Origin of the sequence: Leucobacter chromiireducens subsp. chromiireducens, from assembly GCF_016758255.1 — a bacterium.
Lineage (GTDB): Bacteria > Actinomycetota > Actinomycetes > Actinomycetales > Microbacteriaceae > Leucobacter > Leucobacter chromiireducens.
In genome coordinates, this window is sequence record NZ_QYAD01000002.1 from 368,749 (window position 1) to 385,386 (window position 16,638).

16 protein-coding genes are annotated in these 16,638 nt (G+C 68.1%); 13 read left to right on the plus strand and 3 right to left on the minus strand.

Translation table 11 applies throughout. The annotated features are described in order from the left end of the window. Nucleotides 1-66: 66 nt before the first annotated feature. From lysA to D3226_RS07765, 7 genes are all read left to right on the plus strand, one after another. Entirely contained in the window at nt 67-1,515 is a 1,449-nt protein-coding gene (gene lysA / locus D3226_RS07735) for a diaminopimelate decarboxylase (protein ID WP_202381916.1), read from the plus strand. Then, nucleotides 1,512-2,822: a homoserine dehydrogenase gene (locus tag D3226_RS07740; protein ID WP_202381918.1), complete on the plus strand. Its 1,311-nt coding sequence runs from the start codon at nt 1,512-1,514 to the stop codon at nt 2,820-2,822. Before lysA ends, D3226_RS07740 begins: the two co-directional genes overlap by 4 nt. After that, nucleotides 2,819-3,754 carry a homoserine kinase gene (gene thrB, locus D3226_RS07745; protein WP_202381920.1) on the plus strand — a complete coding sequence of 312 codons (936 nt, stop codon included), beginning with the start codon at nt 2,819-2,821 and terminating at the stop codon, nt 3,752-3,754. The genes D3226_RS07740 and thrB overlap by 4 nt, the downstream gene beginning before the upstream one ends. Before the next feature lie 221 nt (nt 3,755-3,975). Beyond that, nucleotides 3,976-6,129 carry a hypothetical protein gene (locus D3226_RS07750; RefSeq protein ID WP_337248934.1) on the plus strand — a complete coding sequence of 718 codons (2,154 nt, stop codon included), beginning with the start codon at nt 3,976-3,978 and terminating at the stop codon, nt 6,127-6,129. Between the two features lie 145 nt (nt 6,130-6,274). After that, complete coding sequence (prfA, locus tag D3226_RS07755; RefSeq protein ID WP_202381924.1) at nt 6,275-7,348, plus strand: peptide chain release factor 1; 1,074 nt, start codon at nt 6,275-6,277, stop codon at nt 7,346-7,348. Nucleotides 7,349-7,482: 134 nt separating this feature from the next. Continuing rightward, entirely contained in the window at nt 7,483-8,022 is a 540-nt protein-coding gene (locus D3226_RS07760) for a GNAT family N-acetyltransferase (protein ID WP_202381926.1), read from the plus strand. An 81-nt stretch (nt 8,023-8,103) separates the two neighbouring features. After that, nucleotides 8,104-9,495, plus strand: coding sequence for an MFS transporter (locus D3226_RS07765; protein WP_202381928.1), 1,392 nt, complete (start codon nt 8,104-8,106; stop codon nt 9,493-9,495). 79 nt (nt 9,496-9,574) lie between these two features. Here the strand turns inward: D3226_RS07765 and D3226_RS07770 are convergent, their stop codons facing one another. From D3226_RS07770 to cysK, 3 genes are all read right to left on the minus strand, one after another. Continuing rightward, nucleotides 9,575-10,117, minus strand: coding sequence for a ClbS/DfsB family four-helix bundle protein (locus D3226_RS07770; protein ID WP_202381930.1), 543 nt, complete (start codon nt 10,115-10,117; stop codon nt 9,575-9,577). A gap of 61 nt (nt 10,118-10,178) precedes the next feature. After that, a complete protein-coding gene (gene epsC / locus D3226_RS07775) occupies nt 10,179-10,748 on the minus strand; it encodes a serine O-acetyltransferase EpsC (RefSeq protein WP_202381932.1) in 570 nt (189 codons plus the stop codon). 132 nt (nt 10,749-10,880) lie between these two features. Then, the gene (gene cysK, locus D3226_RS07780) at nt 10,881-11,816 is read right to left on the minus strand and encodes a cysteine synthase A (RefSeq protein WP_202382170.1); all 936 of its coding nucleotides are present in this window, start codon (nt 11,814-11,816) and stop codon (nt 10,881-10,883) included. 160 nt (nt 11,817-11,976) lie between these two features. Here cysK and prmC point away from each other — a divergent pair, with 160 nt between their 5' ends. The 6 genes from prmC (at nt 11,977) to atpE (ending at nt 16,626) form a co-directional block, all read left to right on the plus strand. Further along, complete coding sequence (gene prmC / locus D3226_RS07785; RefSeq protein WP_202382171.1) at nt 11,977-12,858, plus strand: peptide chain release factor N(5)-glutamine methyltransferase; 882 nt, start codon at nt 11,977-11,979, stop codon at nt 12,856-12,858. Between the two features lie 94 nt (nt 12,859-12,952). Next, nucleotides 12,953-13,618 carry an L-threonylcarbamoyladenylate synthase gene (locus D3226_RS07790; RefSeq protein ID WP_202381934.1) on the plus strand — a complete coding sequence of 222 codons (666 nt, stop codon included), beginning with the start codon at nt 12,953-12,955 and terminating at the stop codon, nt 13,616-13,618. 1 nt (nt 13,619) lies between these two features. Next, a complete protein-coding gene (locus D3226_RS07795) occupies nt 13,620-14,825 on the plus strand; it encodes an MraY family glycosyltransferase (protein WP_202381936.1) in 1,206 nt (401 codons plus the stop codon). After that, nucleotides 14,822-15,325, plus strand: coding sequence for a Cg1360 family ATP-synthase-associated protein (locus tag D3226_RS07800; RefSeq protein ID WP_337248935.1), 504 nt, complete (start codon nt 14,822-14,824; stop codon nt 15,323-15,325). Before D3226_RS07795 ends, D3226_RS07800 begins: the two co-directional genes overlap by 4 nt. Before the next feature lie 198 nt (nt 15,326-15,523). After that, entirely contained in the window at nt 15,524-16,348 is an 825-nt protein-coding gene (gene atpB / locus D3226_RS07805) for a F0F1 ATP synthase subunit A (protein ID WP_237462571.1), read from the plus strand. A 53-nt stretch (nt 16,349-16,401) separates the two neighbouring features. Continuing rightward, entirely contained in the window at nt 16,402-16,626 is a 225-nt protein-coding gene (atpE, locus tag D3226_RS07810; protein ID WP_025133963.1) for an ATP synthase F0 subunit C, read from the plus strand. The last annotated feature ends 12 nt before the right edge of the window (nt 16,627-16,638 follow it).

Sequence of the window (16,638 nt, forward strand, 5' to 3'; positions counted from 1 at the left end):
TCGCCATCGGTCGCCCGTTGCGACCCGCGAGCGTTGACGACACGATTCACACCCCAGGAGCACACCATGACCCAGGCGACCCGCACGGACACGTCCAACGCGATCGACCCACGCGTCTTTCCGCCGACCGCGCGCCGCGGCCGGAACTGCGGCGAACTCAAGCTGAACGGCATTCGCGCCACCGCGCTCACGGAGCAGTTTGGCTCCCCGCTCTACGTGGTCGACGAGAACGCCGCCCGCGCACGCGCCATCGAGGTGCGCAGTGCCCTGCAGTCCGAAGCCGAGCGCATCGGTACCTCCGCCACCGTGTACTACGCCACGAAGGCGTTCCTCTGCATCGAGGTGGCGCGCTGGATGGCCGAAGAGGGCCTCGCGATCGACGTTGCGAGCGGCGGGGAACTCGCCGTTGCGCTCGCCGCAGGTGTTGACCCCGCGCGTATCGGCTTCCACGGAAACAACAAGTCCGTGCAGGAGATTGAGCGCGCGGTAGCTGCCGGGGTGGGCACGATCATCCTGGACAGCGAGTTCGAGACCGAGCGCGTCGCTCAGGCCGCAGCGCGTGCGGGGATTCGCCAGCGCGTGCGCCTGCGCGTGAACAGTGGGGTGCACGCCTCCACGCACGACTTCCTCGCGACCTCGCACGAGGACCAAAAGTTCGGCCAGCCGCTCAGCGAAGCCCCGCGCCTCGTGCGCGACATCCTGCGCCACGACAACCTGTTGTTCGTTGGCCTGCACTGCCACATCGGCTCGCAGATCTTCGCGACCAGCGGCTTCCGCGAGTCTGCGCGCCGCCTGTTGGGCGCCTACCCGGAGCTCGCCGCGATCACTGGCCGCCCCATCCCCGAGCTGAACCTCGGCGGAGGGTTTGGTATCGCGTACACGAGCGCCGCGGCAGACGAGGAGCCGGCCGTTGCGGACGTGGCCCGAGAACTCGCCGACATTGTCGCGGAGACCGCGAGCGAGCTGGGCGTGCCGCTGCCGCACCTCGCGTTTGAGCCCGGCCGCTCGATCATCGGCCAGGCCGGTGTGACCCTCTACACCGTTGGCACCACGAAGTCCGTGCAGCTTGCGGGCAGCAACGTCGCGGCGGACCCGGCCGACCTCGGCTACGCGGAGCGCCTGTACGTCAGCGTTGACGGGGGGATGAGCGACAACGCGCGCCCGGCCCTCTACGGCGCTGACTACCAGGTGCGCATCGCCAACCGCGTGAGCGAGGCCGAGCCGGCCCTCGTGCGCGTGGTGGGGAAGCACTGCGAGTCCGGCGACATCGTCGTGCAGCGCGACGAACTGCCGGGCGACGTACGCCCCGGCGACACGCTCGCCGTCGCTGCGACTGGCGCGTACTGCTGGTCACTCTCCAGCAACTACAACTACGTGCCGCGCCCGCCCGTCGTCGCGCTGCGCGATGGCGAGGCCCGCCTCATTGTGCGCGGCGAAACCGAAGACCAGCTGCTCGCGATGAGCGTGATCAGCGAAACACACGACACCCCCGATACGAACGGAGCAACCAAGTGAACGGATACCGTGACCTGCGCGTTGCGCTACTGGGCTGCGGCTCGGTGGGCGCACAGACGGCCCGCCTGATCCTCGAGCACGGTGAGGAGCTGGCTGCGCGCATCGGGGCGCGGCTGACGCTCAGCGGGATCGCGGTGCGCGACGTGAACGCGAAGCGCGACGTCGAGCTGCCGCAGGAACTGTTCACCACCGACGCCGAGCGGCTCGTGCAGGGCGCCGACATCGTCATCGAGCTGATGGGTGGCATCGAGCCCGCAAAGACCCTCATCATGCAGGCGCTGCAGGGCGGCGCCGACGTGGTGACCGCCAATAAGGCGCTCATCGCCGCGCACGGCCGCGAGCTCTCTGACGCCGCCGAGCAGGTTGGCGCACAGCTGTCGTACGAGGCGGCAGTGGCGGCAGCGATCCCGATCCTGCGACCGCTCCGTGAGAGCCTCGCCGGTGATCACGTGACCCGCGTGCTTGGCATCGTCAACGGTTCGACGAACTACATCCTCGATCGCATGGACCGCTTTGGTGATAGCTCGGAAGACGCGATGCGCGTTGCCAGCGAGCTCGGCTATCTCGAGGCGGATCCCACGCTCGATGTTGAGGGCTACGACGCCGCGCAGAAAGCAACGATCCTCGCCAGCATGGCTTTCCACACCGAGGTGCCGGTCGACGCCGTGCACCGCGAAGGCATCGCGAACATCACGCTCGAGCAGATCGAAGCGGCGAAGCACGCCGGCTACGTGATCAAGCTGCTTGCCATCGCCGAGCGCATCACCTCATCCGCGGGCGTCGACGGCGTCTCCGCGCGCGTGTACCCCGCGCTGATCCGCCGCGATCACCCCCTTGCCGCGGTGCACGGGGGGAAGAACGCGGTGTTCGTCGAGGCTGAGGCCGCGGGCGAGCTCATGTTCTACGGCGCCGGTGCCGGTGGCGCCGAGACCGCCTCCGCGGTGCTCGGTGATCTTGTGTCGGCCGCGCGTCGCCACGTGGTGGGCGGCCCCGGCATCCCGGGATCGCTCCACGCAGAGCTGCCGCTCTTGCCCGTCGGTGAGGTGAACACGGCCTACCAGGTGATGCTCGAGGTGCGCGATCAGCCCGGCGTGCTCGCCGGGATCGCCGGTATCCTCGCGGAGCACGGTGTTTCGGCCGCGAGCGTTGAGCAGACCGGTGTCGAGGGTCAGGACGATCGCGCCGCGCTCGTCATCGGCACCCACGTTGCGCGCGAGGCCGATCTCGCCGCGATGGTAGAGGCGCTCCGGGGCTCCGACATGGTGCTCGGCGTGACGAGCGTGCTGCGTCTCGAGGGCAACGCGTGAGCGGGGGAGCGCAGCGCGCTGTTCGCGTCCGCGTCCCGGCAACGAGCGCGAACCTCGGGCCCGGTTTCGACACGCTCGGGATCGCACTCGCGTACGGCGATGAGCTGACCGCGGTGACTCGCGACGCGCCCGGCGCCACGGTGCACGTCTCTGGCGTTGGTGAGGGGGAAGTTCCCACAGATGCGTCAAATCTTGTGGTGCGCTCCGCAGCGCACGTCTTTGAGCAGCTCGGGCGCGAACTGCCCGGGCTCGAGGTCTCAGCCACGAACCGCATTCCGCACGGCCGCGGCATGGGATCCTCCGGCTCCGCAATTGTCGCCGGCGTGATGATCGCGGCGGGCCTCCTGGAGAGCGATCCCGTCGCGCCGCTCGAACTCACGGAAGAGCAGCTGCTCGCGTTCGCCACCGAGCTTGAGGGGCACCCGGACAATGTTGCGCCCGCGCTGTTCGGCGGCCTCACGATCGCATGGTCGACGGAGAACGGGCCGAAGTTCAAGCGACTCATGGTGCACCGCGGGGTCGCCCCGCTCGTGCTGGTGCCGAGCTTTACGATGTCCACCGAGCTGGCGCGCAGCCTGCAGCCGAAGCAGGTGCCGCACGAGGACGCCGTGTTCAATGTGTCGCGCTCCGCGCTGCTCATTGCCGCGCTCACGCAGAGCCCCGAGCTGCTCATGGAAGCCACGCAGGATCGCCTCCACCAGGACTACCGTGGCGAGGCGATGCCCGCCACACGTGACCTGATTCGGGAGCTGCGTGACGCCGGGTTCCCCGCAGTGGTCTCCGGTGCTGGGCCGTCGATTCTCGTGCTGAACAGCGGTCCCGCAGAGCGGCTTGCCGCGGCGGATCTCGTCGCGGAGCGTCACCCGGATTGGCGTGTGCTGCTCCTCGCGGTGGACACGAAGGGTGCTACAGTGGAGTCGATCCCCGCGTAGCCGCGCTCTCTTCGTGAGTGGTACGGGTGCCCGAGGCCGAGCCGATTTCGGTGCTGACTTACACGGTCGGTTGCTGGTGAGCGGTTCTGGCCCGGTGGTGGATTGTTTTCCTCACCGCGACGCTCATGTCCGGTGATCCCGACGCACCTCGAGGTGCACCACCGCGGGGGAGCGGGCCAGAGCGCTCGCGCACACCCCACGGCGTTCCGAAAGGAAGAAACGTGGAATCCAACGTAGAAGACCAGAACACTGCTCCCGCAGCCGAGGAGACCGCGGCGCCGCGGCGTCGCGCTTCGCGACGCGTGAGCGCCGCGGCCGGCGCGACGAGCGACGCTGCGGTTACCGTCACGGCGACCGAGGCTCCTGCGGCTTCCCCCGCTGCGGAGGCCCCCGCCGCTGAGGCGGCACCGGCTGAGGCGCCGGCTGAGGCCGCGCCGAAGAAGCGTGCGACGCGCAGCCGCAAGAAGGTGGAGGAGGCGCCGGCCGAGGCCGAGGCTCCCGCCGCCGAGACTTCTGCGGCTGAGGCCCCCTCCGCTGAGGCCGCACTGGCTGAAGCGCCGGCTGAGGCCGCGCCGAAGAAGCGTGCGACGCGCAGCCGCAAGAAGGCGGAGGAGGCGCCGGCCGAGGCCGAGGCTCCCGCTGCTGAGGCTCCCGCGGCTGACGCTCCCGCCGCAGACGCCGCGGAGGAGACCCCGGCCGCACCCGCGAAGCGTACGCGCAGCCGTCGGGCCAAGACCGAAACCGCTGCCCCCGCGGAGTCCACCGAGGCTCCCGCCGGCGACGCTTCCGCTGCAGGAGAGGCCGAGGCAGCTGCCGAGACCCGTGCTCCCGCTCAGCGTGGCCGTGGCCGTGCTGCTGCACAGGCGAGCAACGCCGCGGACGCGGCCGAGGCGGAGGCGCCCGCGGCCGAGGCTGAGACCGTCGCCGCACCGAGTGAGGCGAAGACCGAGAATCAGGATGGCGACACGGCCGAAGGCGAGAAGCCGAGCCGCAACCGTCGTGGCCGCGGCCGTGGTCAGAAGGGCGAGTCCGCCGAGCAGAACGACTCGGCTGAGGCACACGCCGAGGGTGACGACTCGAACAAGGGTCGTGGCCAGAACCAGGGCCAGCAGAACCAGCAGGGCCAGGGTGGCGAGCGCGGCGGTCAGGCGAAGAACGGCGCGGATCAGAGCGCACGCTCGAGCCGTACGCGTCAGCGCGATCGCAAGCGCCGGGGCGCGGGCGATGAGCTCGAGCTCGAGATCACCGAGGACGACGTCCTGCTGCCCATCGCGGGCATCCTTGACGTGCTTGACAACTACGCCTTCGTGCGCACGAGCGGGTACCTGCCGGGCACGAGCGACGTGTACGTTTCGCTCGGCCAGGTGAAGAAGTACGGTCTCCGCCGCGGTGACGCAGTGGTGGGCGCGATTCGCCAGCCCCGCGAGGGCGAGAGCGGCAGCCGCCAGAAGTACAACGCGATCGTGAAGATCGACTCGGTCAACGGGCGCACGCTCGAGGAGAACGAGAAGCGCGCCGACGTTGCTGAGCTCACGCCGGTGTACCCGGAGACCCGCCTGCGCCTCGAGCGCGCGGGTGACGCGCTGCTCGGCCGTTCGGTCGATCTTGCTGCACCCCTCGGCCTGGGGCAGCGAGCACTCGTCGTGCTGCCGCCTCACGCAGACGGCACCGCAATTGTTACCGAGCTTGCGGAGTCCGTGAGCGCAACGACCCCGGACGCCCACCTCATGGTGGTGCTCGCTGATGCTCACCCGGAGGACGTTACCCACCTGGAGCGCACCGTTCGCGGTGAGGTCGTCGCGGCGACCTTCGATCGTACGGCCGAGGACCAGGCGACGATCGCTGAGCTGGCCATCGAGCGCGCTAAGCGCATGCTCGAGCTCGGTCACGATGTGGTCGTGCTGCTCGACTCGCTGAACAGCTTCGCTCGTGCCTACGCACAGGCGCAACATGCGCAGGCACGCCCCGCACACGACGAGCTCGACGAGTTCGCGCTCGGCCAGATCAAGAAGCTGCTCGCAGGCGCACGCAACGTGGAGAACGGCGGCTCGCTGACGCTCCTCGCGACTGTGCACCGCGGCACGAAGATCGCCGCCGACGAGACGCTGCTGCGCGAGGCACGTCGCGTTGCGAACAGCGAGATCCGCATCAAGAAGACCCGCGCCGGTCTCGCTGCGGCCGTCGACATCACGGACTCGCGGACGAGCCGCACCGCGGCGATCCTCAGCGAGGACGAGGCGCGCGTGCTCGAGTCGCTCCGCGCCGCGCTGCACGATGACGACGATGCCGAGAAGAAGCTGGTGTCGCGCATGCGCGAGACCGCCTCGAACGCCGCGCTGCTCGCAGAGATCCAGCGCACCGGGAAGCTCTCCTAGCACCCCGCGCGCTCCGCGACTGATCACGGGTTCCCGTCATCCTGCGCGCGCGGAGCTGGCCGTGAGGCCCACCCCGGTGGGCCTCACGGCTCCGGCCGTTCATCGCCGGGCGCAGGATGCGTGAACGAACAAACCCGGAGGAATCATGTTCGAACAGGTGACGGGGCTGCTCGCTGAGCACGAGCAGCTGCAGGAAGAGCTCGCCGATCCGGCGCTGCACGCGGATGCCGCGCGCGCGAAGAAGGTCAACCGGCGCTACGCCGAGCTCAGCAAGATCAAGGCCGCACACGAGCACTGGGTGCAGCTCGGGGAAGACCTCGAGGCCGCGCGCGAGCTCGCGAAGGAAGACGAGGCATTCGCCGAGGAGATCCCGGAGCTTGAGGCGGGACTGGCGGAGGCGCAGGAGAAGGTGCGCCGCCTGCTGATTCCGCGCGACCCCGACGACGCACGCGACGTCATCCTTGAGATTAAGGGCGGCGAGGGCGGCGCGGAGTCCGCGCTCTTCGGCGCTGACCTGTTGCGCATGTACATGTACTACGCAGAGTCGAAGGGGTGGAAGACCGAGATCCTCGAGAAAGACGAGAGTGATCTCGGCGGCTACAAGAACGTGCAGGTGGCCATCAAGGCGAACCCGAGCGATCCGTCGCAGGGCGCCTGGGCACACCTGAAGTACGAGGGCGGCGTGCACCGTGTGCAGCGCGTGCCCGTGACCGAGTCGCAGGGGCGCATTCACACGTCGACTACCGGTGTGCTCGTGTACCCCGAGGTGGACGAGCCCGAAGAGGTCGAGATCCACCAGAACGACCTCAAGATCGATGTCTACCGCTCCTCGGGCCCCGGTGGGCAGTCGGTCAACACGACCGACTCCGCCGTGCGCATCACGCACCTGCCGACCGGCATCGTGGTCGCGATGCAGAACGAGAAGAGCCAGCTGCAGAACCGTGAGGCCGGCATGCGCGTGCTGCGTGCCCGCATCCTTGCGCGCCAGCAGGAGGAAGCGGCAGCCGAGGCCAGCGCACATCGCTCGAGCCAGATCCGCACGATGGATCGCTCGGAGCGCATCCGCACGTACAACTTCCCGGAGAACCGCATCGCGGATCACCGCACGGGCTTCAAGGCGTACAACCTCGATCAGGTGATGAACGGTGCGCTCGACGCAGTGATCGAGTCGTGCATTCGTATGGACGAAGAGTCCCGCCTGGCCGCGCTCGGTCAGTAATTCGCAGGCGGGTGTGCCTCGCCCCGCAGCGCCACTGTGGCCCCGCGTCCGCATCCATTTCCTCGGAAGTGGACTGCGTGTGCGGGGCCAAATTGGTCTGCTCGGCTGTGTCGTCTGCGCACTACGCTGAAGCCATGACTGAAACAGCTTTGCCCCTCGTTGGCCCCCTGGTGACGCTCCGCGCCCCCCGCGCAGAGGACCAGGCGCCTCTGGTAGCGATCTTGAGCGAACCTGAGGTGTCGGTGTGGTGGGTTGGGTACACCCCGGAGCGCGTGCAGGCCGAGTTCATCGAGGACTCCGCGAACGTGCGCATCATCGAGGTTGCGGGGGAGTGCGCGGGAGCGATGTACGTGCTCCGTGGCGCCGATGCGGAGTACCCGACCACCGTGATGCACCTCTTCATCGGCACGCGCTTCCGCGGCCGCCGCGTTGGGGAGGAAGCACTCGCCCTCGCAATCCGCGCGGAGTTCGCTGACGGCATCAGCCGCATCACGCTCGATCCCAATGTCAACAACGGCGGCGCCATCCGCGCCTACGAGCGAATGGGCTTCCAGCGCATTGGCGTGCTGCGCGACTACCAGGTGCGCCCCGGTGGCCACCTTGAGGACGCGCTGTTCCTCGACCTCACTCGCAGCGACTTCCCGGACGGCCCGCCGCTCCCCGAACGCGCGTAGCACGGCGGCGGTGCGGCGCCACTGAGCTCCGCGCCGCGCCGTGCCCCAGCCGTGCTGGCCCGCAGGAGTAGCATGGTGAGCATGCGCGCCGCACGACCATTCCTCCCCTGGGTGGTGTGGGGAATGGCCGCCCTGCTCTACGCCGTGGCCATCATCAACCGTTCCTCGCTCTCGGCGCTCGGGCCGGCCGCGCAAGACCACTTCGGTATCGACGCGACGACGCTCGCGTTCTTCCCGATGATTCAGCTCATCGTGTACGCGGGGCTGCAGATTCCGGTCGGCGTGCTGCTCGATCGGATGGGCGCAACATCAATGCTGCTCGTCGGCTCGCTGCTCATGGTGGTGGGGCAAGCGTTGATGGCCACGGTCTCTGACGTGAGCCTTGCGATCCTCGCGCGCGTGCTCGTGGGCGCGGGCGATGCCTGCACATTCATCAGCGTGATGCGAATTCTGCCCGAGTGGTTCGCACCACGACAGCTCCCCACAGTCAGCCAGCTCACGGGCCTCATTGGCCAGGCCGGGCAGCTCGTCTCGGTTGCGCCACTTGCGTTGCTCGTGAGCGTTGCGGGCTGGATGACGGGCTTCCTCGGGCTCGCCGCGGTGGGCCTGCTCTCCGCGCTGCTTGCGGCGCTCGTGCTGCGCAATCGGCCGGGGGACGGCACCTTCGCGGAACGTCTCACGGGGCGCACGAGCAAGCTCACACGTAACGCCCGTGGACTCGGTGGACTGAACCAGGGTGGGGCGGTCGAGATGGCCCCGCCGAGCACGGAGATGCTCCCGGTGATCAAGGAGCCGCGCGTGCGCGGGCTGCGATTCTGGACACAGGCTCGCCGCCTCCTCCGCCTGCCTGGGGTGCGCCTTGCGTACTGGGTGCATTTCACCTCGCCGTTCGCGATGAACGTGTTCCTGCTGCTCTGGGGCACCCCCTTTCTCGTCGGTGGTGTGGGACTTTCGCAGCCTGCCGCCGGCGGCATGTTGAGCTTCATGGTGGTCTCTTCGATGCTCGCGGGCCTCGTGCTCGGACCCATCAGCTCCCGCTTCCTCGAGCGCCGCGTCTGGGTCAACCTCGGCATCTCGATCGGGATCGCGTCCGCGTGGATCGCCGTACTCGTCTGGCCGGGAACACCGCCCATGTGGCTCCTTGTGGTGCTCCTCGTTGTGATGCCGCTCGGCGGGCCCGCTTCGATGATCGCGTTCGAGGTGGCGCGCTCGCACACGCCGCGGAGCCTCTCCGGTTTCGCAACCGGGCTCGTCAACACGGCGGGGTTCACCGCCTCCCTGCTGGTCATCCTGCTGATCGGCCTGGTGCTCGATCTCCAGGGCGCGGGGTCGCCGGAGCACTACTCGCTGGGTGCCTTCCGCGTGGCGTTCGCCGTGCAGGTGCCGTTCTGGCTGCTGGGCATCGTGATGGTGATCGTGGAACAGCGCCGCACGGGCCGCTGGATGCGCGAGCACGGCCGCCGGCTGCGCTGAGCGTGTTTCGTTGAGCTGCCTTGCGCGGGACGCGGCTGTGCTGGGGTTGGTGCACTGAAAGCCGCTGTGCTGGACGCCGCTAGGCCGCGCGCACCGCTCGGAGATAGGCGCGTAGCTTCGTGGTCGCCCAGCGGGTGTGTGCGGAGGTTGCCGAGACGCAATACGAGCCCAGCGAGGTCGTGCCTGTCCACGTGAAGTGGCGCTTCTCGAAGAGCTCCGCCTCTGTGTGGCGCTCGATGAGTGCGATGACCTGGGCGTGGCTCGTCGCGAACCGGGTGCGTGCCTCGCGAAGACTCAGCTGCGCCGCCGCATCGCGGAACGCGACGTTCATGGGCGCGTAGTCGCGCCAGCTGTACGGGGCCGGCAGGAACGGTTGCTCGTCGCCCGCCTCGTTGCTCGCCACCCAGTTGAGCAGGAGCTCGTGCCACGCGGACAGGTGCGCGAGGACGTCGCGCACGGAGCGGTCCCGCTGCCAGTGCGCCTCGGTTCGCGTGGTACTCGCCGGGAACACGAGTTCACCCTCCTGCTCCGCGGGAGTCATGCGGTCGATCAGCGCGTCAAGGTCTGCAGCTCCCTGGGCGGCAGCGGCGAGGAGCTCAGGCTTGCTGGTGGGGCGGGCCATGCAGACTCCTCACGTGTGCGGGTGTGGCGCAGCCGGCCGTGCGGGGAAGGGCGACGTGCACCTAGATGATGTAGAAGTCTGCCATGTCTGGCTTCTCCGCGACGGGAGCGCCGCGCCGCGGCCGTCCCTGGGCGGGAATACCCGTGAGGGTGGTCCACTCAGGCGCAGAGCGCACCACCACGGCGTTCGCGCCGACCGCCGAGTCTGCGCCGATCTCGATGGCGCCGAGGAGCTTGGCGCCCGCGCCTAGAACGGCGCGGTCGCCCACGGTGGGATGGCGTTTGCCGGTGCCGTGGCCGGTGCCACCGAGTGTGACGCCGTGGTAGATGAGCACGTCGTCGCCCACTTCAGCGGTCTCGCCGATCACCACGCCCATGCCGTGATCGATGAAGAGCCGACGGCCGATGGTGGCGCCGGGATGAATCTCGATGCCCGTGAAGAAGCGAATAAGCTGCGAGAGCGCTCGGGGAATGAAGCGCATGCCCCGCGTCCAGAGCGCGTGCGAGACCCGATGCCACCAGACTGCGTGCAGGCCCGAATAAATGAAGAACACCTCCGCGCGGCCGCGCGCTGCCGGATCGTGCGCGCGGGCTGCGTCGATGTCTTCGCGCATGCGGGAAAAGATGCTCACGCTTCGGGATCCTCCTGTGCTGAAGCCGCGCCGTGCTGAGGCTGTGCCGTGCTGGCGGTGGGTGCAACAGCGGGCCCGGGGGTTTTATGCCCGGGCCCGCTCGTGTGTGCGGCGCTGTGCGCCGGATGTTCCTTAGACCGCGAGATCTTCGTAGAGCACGGTCGAGAAGTAGCGCTCACCGAAGTCGGGGATGATCACGACGATCTTCTTGCCCGCGTTCTCGGGACGCTGCGCGAGCTGCGTCGCGGCCCACACTGCGGCACCGCCCGAGATGCCTGCGAGGATTCCCTCATCGGTGCCGAGCGCGCGCGCCGTGGCGATCGAGTCGGGGAGTGCCACGTCGATCACCTCGTCGTAGACGTCCCGGTCCAGGATGTCGGGAACAAAGTTTGCGCCGAGGCCCTGGATCTTGTGGGGGCCAGCCGTGCCCTCGGTGAGCAGCGGCGAGTCGATGGGCTCGACTGCCACGACGCGCACGTTCGGGTTCTGCTCCTTGAGGTAGCCACCCGCACCCGTGATCGTGCCGCCCGTGCCGATGCCGGCGACGAAGATGTCGACCGCGCCATCGGTGTCTGCCCAGATCTCGGGTCCTGTGGTGGCCCGGTGGATTGCGGGGTTCGCGGGGTTGCCGAACTGGTTCGCGAGGATGGCGCCCGGCGTGTTCGCGACGATCTCCTCGGCCTTTGCCACCGCGCCCTTCATGCCCAGCGGGCCCTCGGTGAGCACGATCTCTGCACCGTACGCGGCGAGCAGCTTGCGGCGCTCCACGCTCATGGTCTCGGGCATCGTGAGGATCACCTTGTAGCCTCGTGCAGCTCCGACGAACGCGAGCGCAATGCCGGTGTTGCCGCTCGTGCCTTCCACGATCGTGCCACCGGGCTGCAGCGCGCCCGACTGCTCCGCCGCGTCGATGATCGCGATGCCGATGCGATCCTTCACCGAGCCGGCGGGGTTGTAGAACTCGAGCTTCGCCAAGACCTCGGCGCCAGCGTTCTCGGTGACGCGGTTGAGGCGTACGAGCGGGGTGCCGCCGAACGCCTGGGTGATGTTGTCGTGAATCCGTGCCATGGGTGGGACCTCCGGGATGTCGAGTGCGGCCATCGAAAACTATAGCTCCACCTTATTGGAGAAGTATCTGGGAGTTATAGCCTGTGACGCCGTGTGACCTGCTCCCTGAGGTGCTGGCCGAGAGCACGGCGACCCGGTATGGCAGGGTTGAGGGGTGCAACTGCAGGAGAACACTGGAATCGACGCGGCCCTCGCTGCAATTCGCGGCGCGCTTGAGGCGGGTGGGATCGAGGACCCCTACGCCGATAGCGAGCTGATCGTGGGTCACGTGCTCGGGGTGTCCCGTGGTCGCGTGCAGGCGCTTGCCGTGCTCGGCGAGCGACTGTCCGGAGAGCAGGCCGAGCGGGCAACACTGTTGACCGAGGAGCGTGCGCGGCGCGTGCCGCTCCAGCACCTCACCGGACGCGCGCCGTTCCGCGCGATCGAGCTTTCGGTGGGCCCCGGCGTGTTCGTACCCCGGCCCGAGACTGAGACCGTCGCGCAGTTTGCCATCGACGCGCTGCAACTCGCGCCGACCGCGGAGCCGATCGCGGTCGACCTGTGCACGGGGAGCGGCGCGATTGCGCTGTCGCTCGCGCATGAGGTGCCTCGCGCGCGCGTCTGGGCGCTCGAGAAGAGCCGCGAGGCGCATGCCTGGGCGACCCGCAACGTTGCGGAGTGGGGCGACGATCGCGTGAGACTCGTCCAGGGCGACGTGGCAGATCTCGAGCGAATCCCCGAGTTCGCCGCCCTCGCGGGGCGTGTGCACGTGCTCATCTCGAACCCGCCGTACGTGCCGGCTGACATGGTGCCACGCGATCCCGAGGTCCGCGACCATGATCCCGAGCTTGCGCTCTATGGGGGCCCGGACGGTCTCGATGTGGTGCGCATCATCAGCCGCGCCGCACGCGAGCTGGTGCTGCCGGGCGGCCTGCTCGTGCTCGAGCACGCGGAGCTGCAGGGCGCGGCGATTCGCGCACTGCTCGCGGCGGACGGCTGGCGTGCGGCGGCAACGCACCCCGACCTCACGGGGCGAGACCGCACCACCACGGCGCTGCGCTGAGCAGGCCACCCCAACCAAGCACTCCGCGCGAGTTTGCCCGTCCTGCGCGGGTGCGCGCCCGTCGTCCAGGGGCGCAGGAGTAGAATCGGGCGCTATGTCCGAGGTCTTCGATTGCTCTGATAACTCCCAGCTGCTGAGCGGCACCCGCACCGCTCGGCGCACCATCGGGCAGGGGGCGCTCGTCGTGCTCCCCACCGACACGGTGTACGGGGTTGCCGCCGATGCGTTCTCGCCCGAGGCCGTGCAGCGATTGCTCGACGCCAAGGGGCGGGGCCGACAGTCACCGCCGCCCGTGCTCATCCCAAACACGAGCACGCTCGCGGCGCTTGCGGCCGAGGTCACGGAGCCGCTCACCGCGCTCGCCGAGGCGTTCTGGCCTGGGCCGCTCACCATCATCACTCACGCGAACCCGTCGCTCAGCTGGGACCTGGGGGAGACGCGCGGCACGGTTGCATTGCGTATCCCCAACCATCCCCTGGCGCTCGAGCTGCTGCAGGAGACGGGGCCGCTTGCCGTCTCGTCCGCGAACAAGACGGGAGAGCCCGCCGCACGCACCGCGGCGGCCGCCCAGGAGATGCTCGGCGACAGCGTTGCCGTGTACCTCGAGGCCGGTGAGGCTGAGGGCGATGGCGTGGCCTCCACGATCATCGATGCGACCGGGCTCACCGCCGAGGGCGGCTCGATCCGGATTCTGCGTGCTGGCGGCGTGACCCGCGAGGCGCTCAGCGAGCTCCTGCCCCAGGTCACTGTCGAGGACTAGCGTGCTGCCCTACCTCGTGGTCGTCGCGGTCGCGGCGCTCGTCACCGGCGCCGCGTCGTACGCGGTGCTGCGGCTGAGTCGACGCTTCCGGCTTGCGCCCGAGGTTCGCGCACGAGACGTGCACCGGACTCCCACGCCCCGACTGGGGGGAGTGGCCATGTTTATCGGTGTCCTCGCCGCCTTTGCGCTCGCGAGCACGCAGCGCGAATTCCACTCGCTCTTCGCGGACAGCACCAAGATGTGGGCGCTCATCGGCTCGTGCGCAATCATCGCAGTCGTCGGTGTGCTCGACGACCTGCTCGACCTGGACTGGATGATTAAGCTCGCCGCGCAGCTTGCCGCGGCGGGGCTCCTCGCATGGAATGGCGTGCAGATTCTGTCCTTGCCGTTCGGCGACGCGCTGATCGTGGGATCGCCGGCGGTGAACTTCGCCCTCACCGTGTTCCTCATGACCCTCGTCATGAACGCGGTGAACTTCGTTGACGGGCTCGACGGACTCGTCGCGGGCGTCGCGCTGATCGCCAACGCACTGTTCTTCATCTATACCCGCATTCTCAACGAGCAGACGGGGCGCGTCGATTCCGTGACGCTTGCCAGTCTCATCGCCGCGGTTCTGGTGGGCATTTGCGTTGGCTTCCTGCCCTTCAACTGGCACCGGGCGAAGATGTTCATGGGGGACACGGGAGCACTGCTCGTCGGTCTGCTCATGGCGACGTCGACGGTGTCGGTCACGGGACAGCTCAATCCGGCGACCCTCGACGTGAAGCTCGTTCTCGCGAGCTACATCCCGATCCTGCTGCCGGTCGCCGTGCTCGTGCTGCCGCTCGCCGATTTCACGCTCGCGGTGGTGCGCCGAATGAAGGCGGGGAAGAGCCCGTTCGAGGCCGACCGGTTACACCTGCACCACCGCCTCCTCGACATGGGTCACTCGCCCGTGCAGGCAGTCTGCATCTTCTATCTTGGTACCGCAGTGCTCTCGGTGGCGCTGCTGCTCGCGTTCACGATGCAGACGCTGTTGGTGCCGAGCATTGTGCTCGTGCTGGGCACCGCCGCGTGCGCGCTGCTCCTCTTCTTCCCCGCACAGCGGGTACGCGCAGCTCTTGACGCGCGCGGCTTGGTACCGTTGTTCCGGCGGGGCGCACCCGCCGACGCCCCGGACGCGGCCGCCGCGACCGGAGGCCCGCCCAACGAAAGGACCTCCGAGTGAGCACTCCCGCGCAGCCCGAATCGCCGCGGACGCCGACCACCCCCGAGAGCAGCGGGAGCGCTGCCGAGGAGTACCCCATGCCCACCTCGCAGCCGATGCTGCTGCGCGGCGTGCGCTGGGGCATCATCACCACGGTGGTCGCGATGGCGGCGTTTGCGGGCATCGGCTTCGCGGTCAGTGGAAGCCGAGGCCTTGCCGGCGGTTTGCTCGGCGCAGCGATCGGTGGCGTTCTGCTGCTCATCACGGTGGGCAGCATCGCGTTTGCGAACCGTTTCGTGGGCAGCCCGATGTACCTGCAGATTTTTTTCAGCATCGTGCTGGGGGCGTGGGTCGTGAAGCTCATCGGCTTCGTCGTCGCTGCACTGTTGCTGCGGGACCAGCCGTGGCTCGATCCCAAACTGCTCTTCATTGCGCTCGTGGCGACCGTGCTCGCCTCCATCGTGATCGACGTCATTATCGTTGCCCGCGCACGCGTGCCGTACGTCGCTGACACCCCGTAGGGGAGCGGGCGGGCAGAAAACTGCGAAAATTTCGCTTTTTCCCCTCGCCAGGCCGGGCCTCGAGTTTCGCTCGGGGTGAAATGTTGTTAGGATAAATTCGTTCCCTGCTGGGCTGCGGTGCTTCTGAGTGCCCGCTGGCTCCGGGGGCACGACCATCGTTCGAAGCCGTGCGGCCACGCCGCACCCCGAATCAGGAGAATGGCGCTGTTCGCTAACGCTATGCACCTCGTTGCCCCCGGACTTGTCCGCACCGAAGAGGGCGGGTTCCACGGCCCCACCCTGGATGACTTCTTCCCGGCCGCGCTGCTCTTTGAGGGCACGCCGTTCGAGATGAACCGCATCATGATCATCCGAGTGATCATGGTGCTCGTCCTCCTCCTGCTGTTCTGGCTCGGCACGCGCAACCTGCGTGTCATTCCGGGTCGCGGCCAGGGCGTGCTGGAGTTTGCACTCGACTTCGTTCGCAAGAACGTGATCGAGGAGCAGCTCGGTGTCAAGGAAGGGCGTCGATTCGCGCCCCTGCTGATGACCATCTTCTTCCTGGTCTTCGCCTTCAACATCACCGGCGTGATCCCCGGCTTCAACATCGCGGCATCCTCGGTGGTCGGCTTCCCGATCTTCATGGCCGTGGTTGCATACATCGCCTTCATCTACGCGGGCCTCAAGAAGCACCCGGGCAAGTTCCTCAAGAACTCGCTGTTCCCGGCTGGCGTGCCCAAGGTGATGTACCTCCTCGTCACCCCGGTTGAGTTCCTCTCGACCTTCGTGATGCGCCCCGTGACGCTCGCGCTGCGACTCCTCATGAACATGCTCGTGGGTCACATGATCCTCGTGCTGCTCTTCGCTGCGACGAACTTCTTCGTCACCCAGGCCGGCGGGCTCTTCCCGGTCCTCGGCGCGGGCACCTTCGCCTTCGGCTTCGCGTTCACGCTCTTCGAGATCTTCGTCTCGGGCCTCCAGGCATACGTCTTTACTCTGCTCACCGCTCTGTACATCCAGCTCGCGCTGGCTGAAGAGCACTAAAAACCTCTGGGTTCGGCGACCGCCGCACTCATATACGGAAGGAAACACATACTGTGTCTGTTCTCGCTGAAATCTCGGGCAACATTGCAACCGTCGGCTACGGCCTCGCAGCTATCGGCCCGGCCATCGGTGTGGCCATCGTCGTCGGCAAGACCATCGAGAGCACCGCTCGCCAGCCTGAGCTCGCGGGCAAGCTCCAGGGCATGATGTGGATCGGTATCGCCTTCACCGAGATGCTCGCGCTCATCGGTGTTGCTACCTACTTCATCTTCGCGTAACCCGTCCACCTT

Bases quoted from the DNA above. Each gene is read 5' to 3' on its own strand.
- D3226_RS07760 (WP_202381926.1), top strand. From the start codon at position 7,483: ATGACTGAAACAGCTTTGCCCCTCGTTGGCCCCCTGGTGACGCTCCGC.
- D3226_RS07790 (WP_202381934.1), top strand. From the start codon at position 12,953: ATGTCCGAGGTCTTCGATTGCTCTGATAACTCCCAGCTGCTGAGCGGC.
- atpB (WP_237462571.1), top strand. From the start codon at position 15,524: ATGGCGCTGTTCGCTAACGCTATGCACCTCGTTGCCCCCGGACTTGTC.
- prfA (WP_202381924.1), top strand. From the start codon at position 6,275: ATGTTCGAACAGGTGACGGGGCTGCTCGCTGAGCACGAGCAGCTGCAG.
- D3226_RS07765 (WP_202381928.1), top strand. From the start codon at position 8,104: ATGCGCGCCGCACGACCATTCCTCCCCTGGGTGGTGTGGGGAATGGCC.
- cysK (WP_202382170.1), bottom strand. From the start codon at position 11,816: ATGGCACGGATTCACGACAACATCACCCAGGCGTTCGGCGGCACCCCG.
- lysA (WP_202381916.1), top strand. From the start codon at position 67: ATGACCCAGGCGACCCGCACGGACACGTCCAACGCGATCGACCCACGC.
- D3226_RS07770 (WP_202381930.1), bottom strand. From the start codon at position 10,117: ATGGCCCGCCCCACCAGCAAGCCTGAGCTCCTCGCCGCTGCCGCCCAG.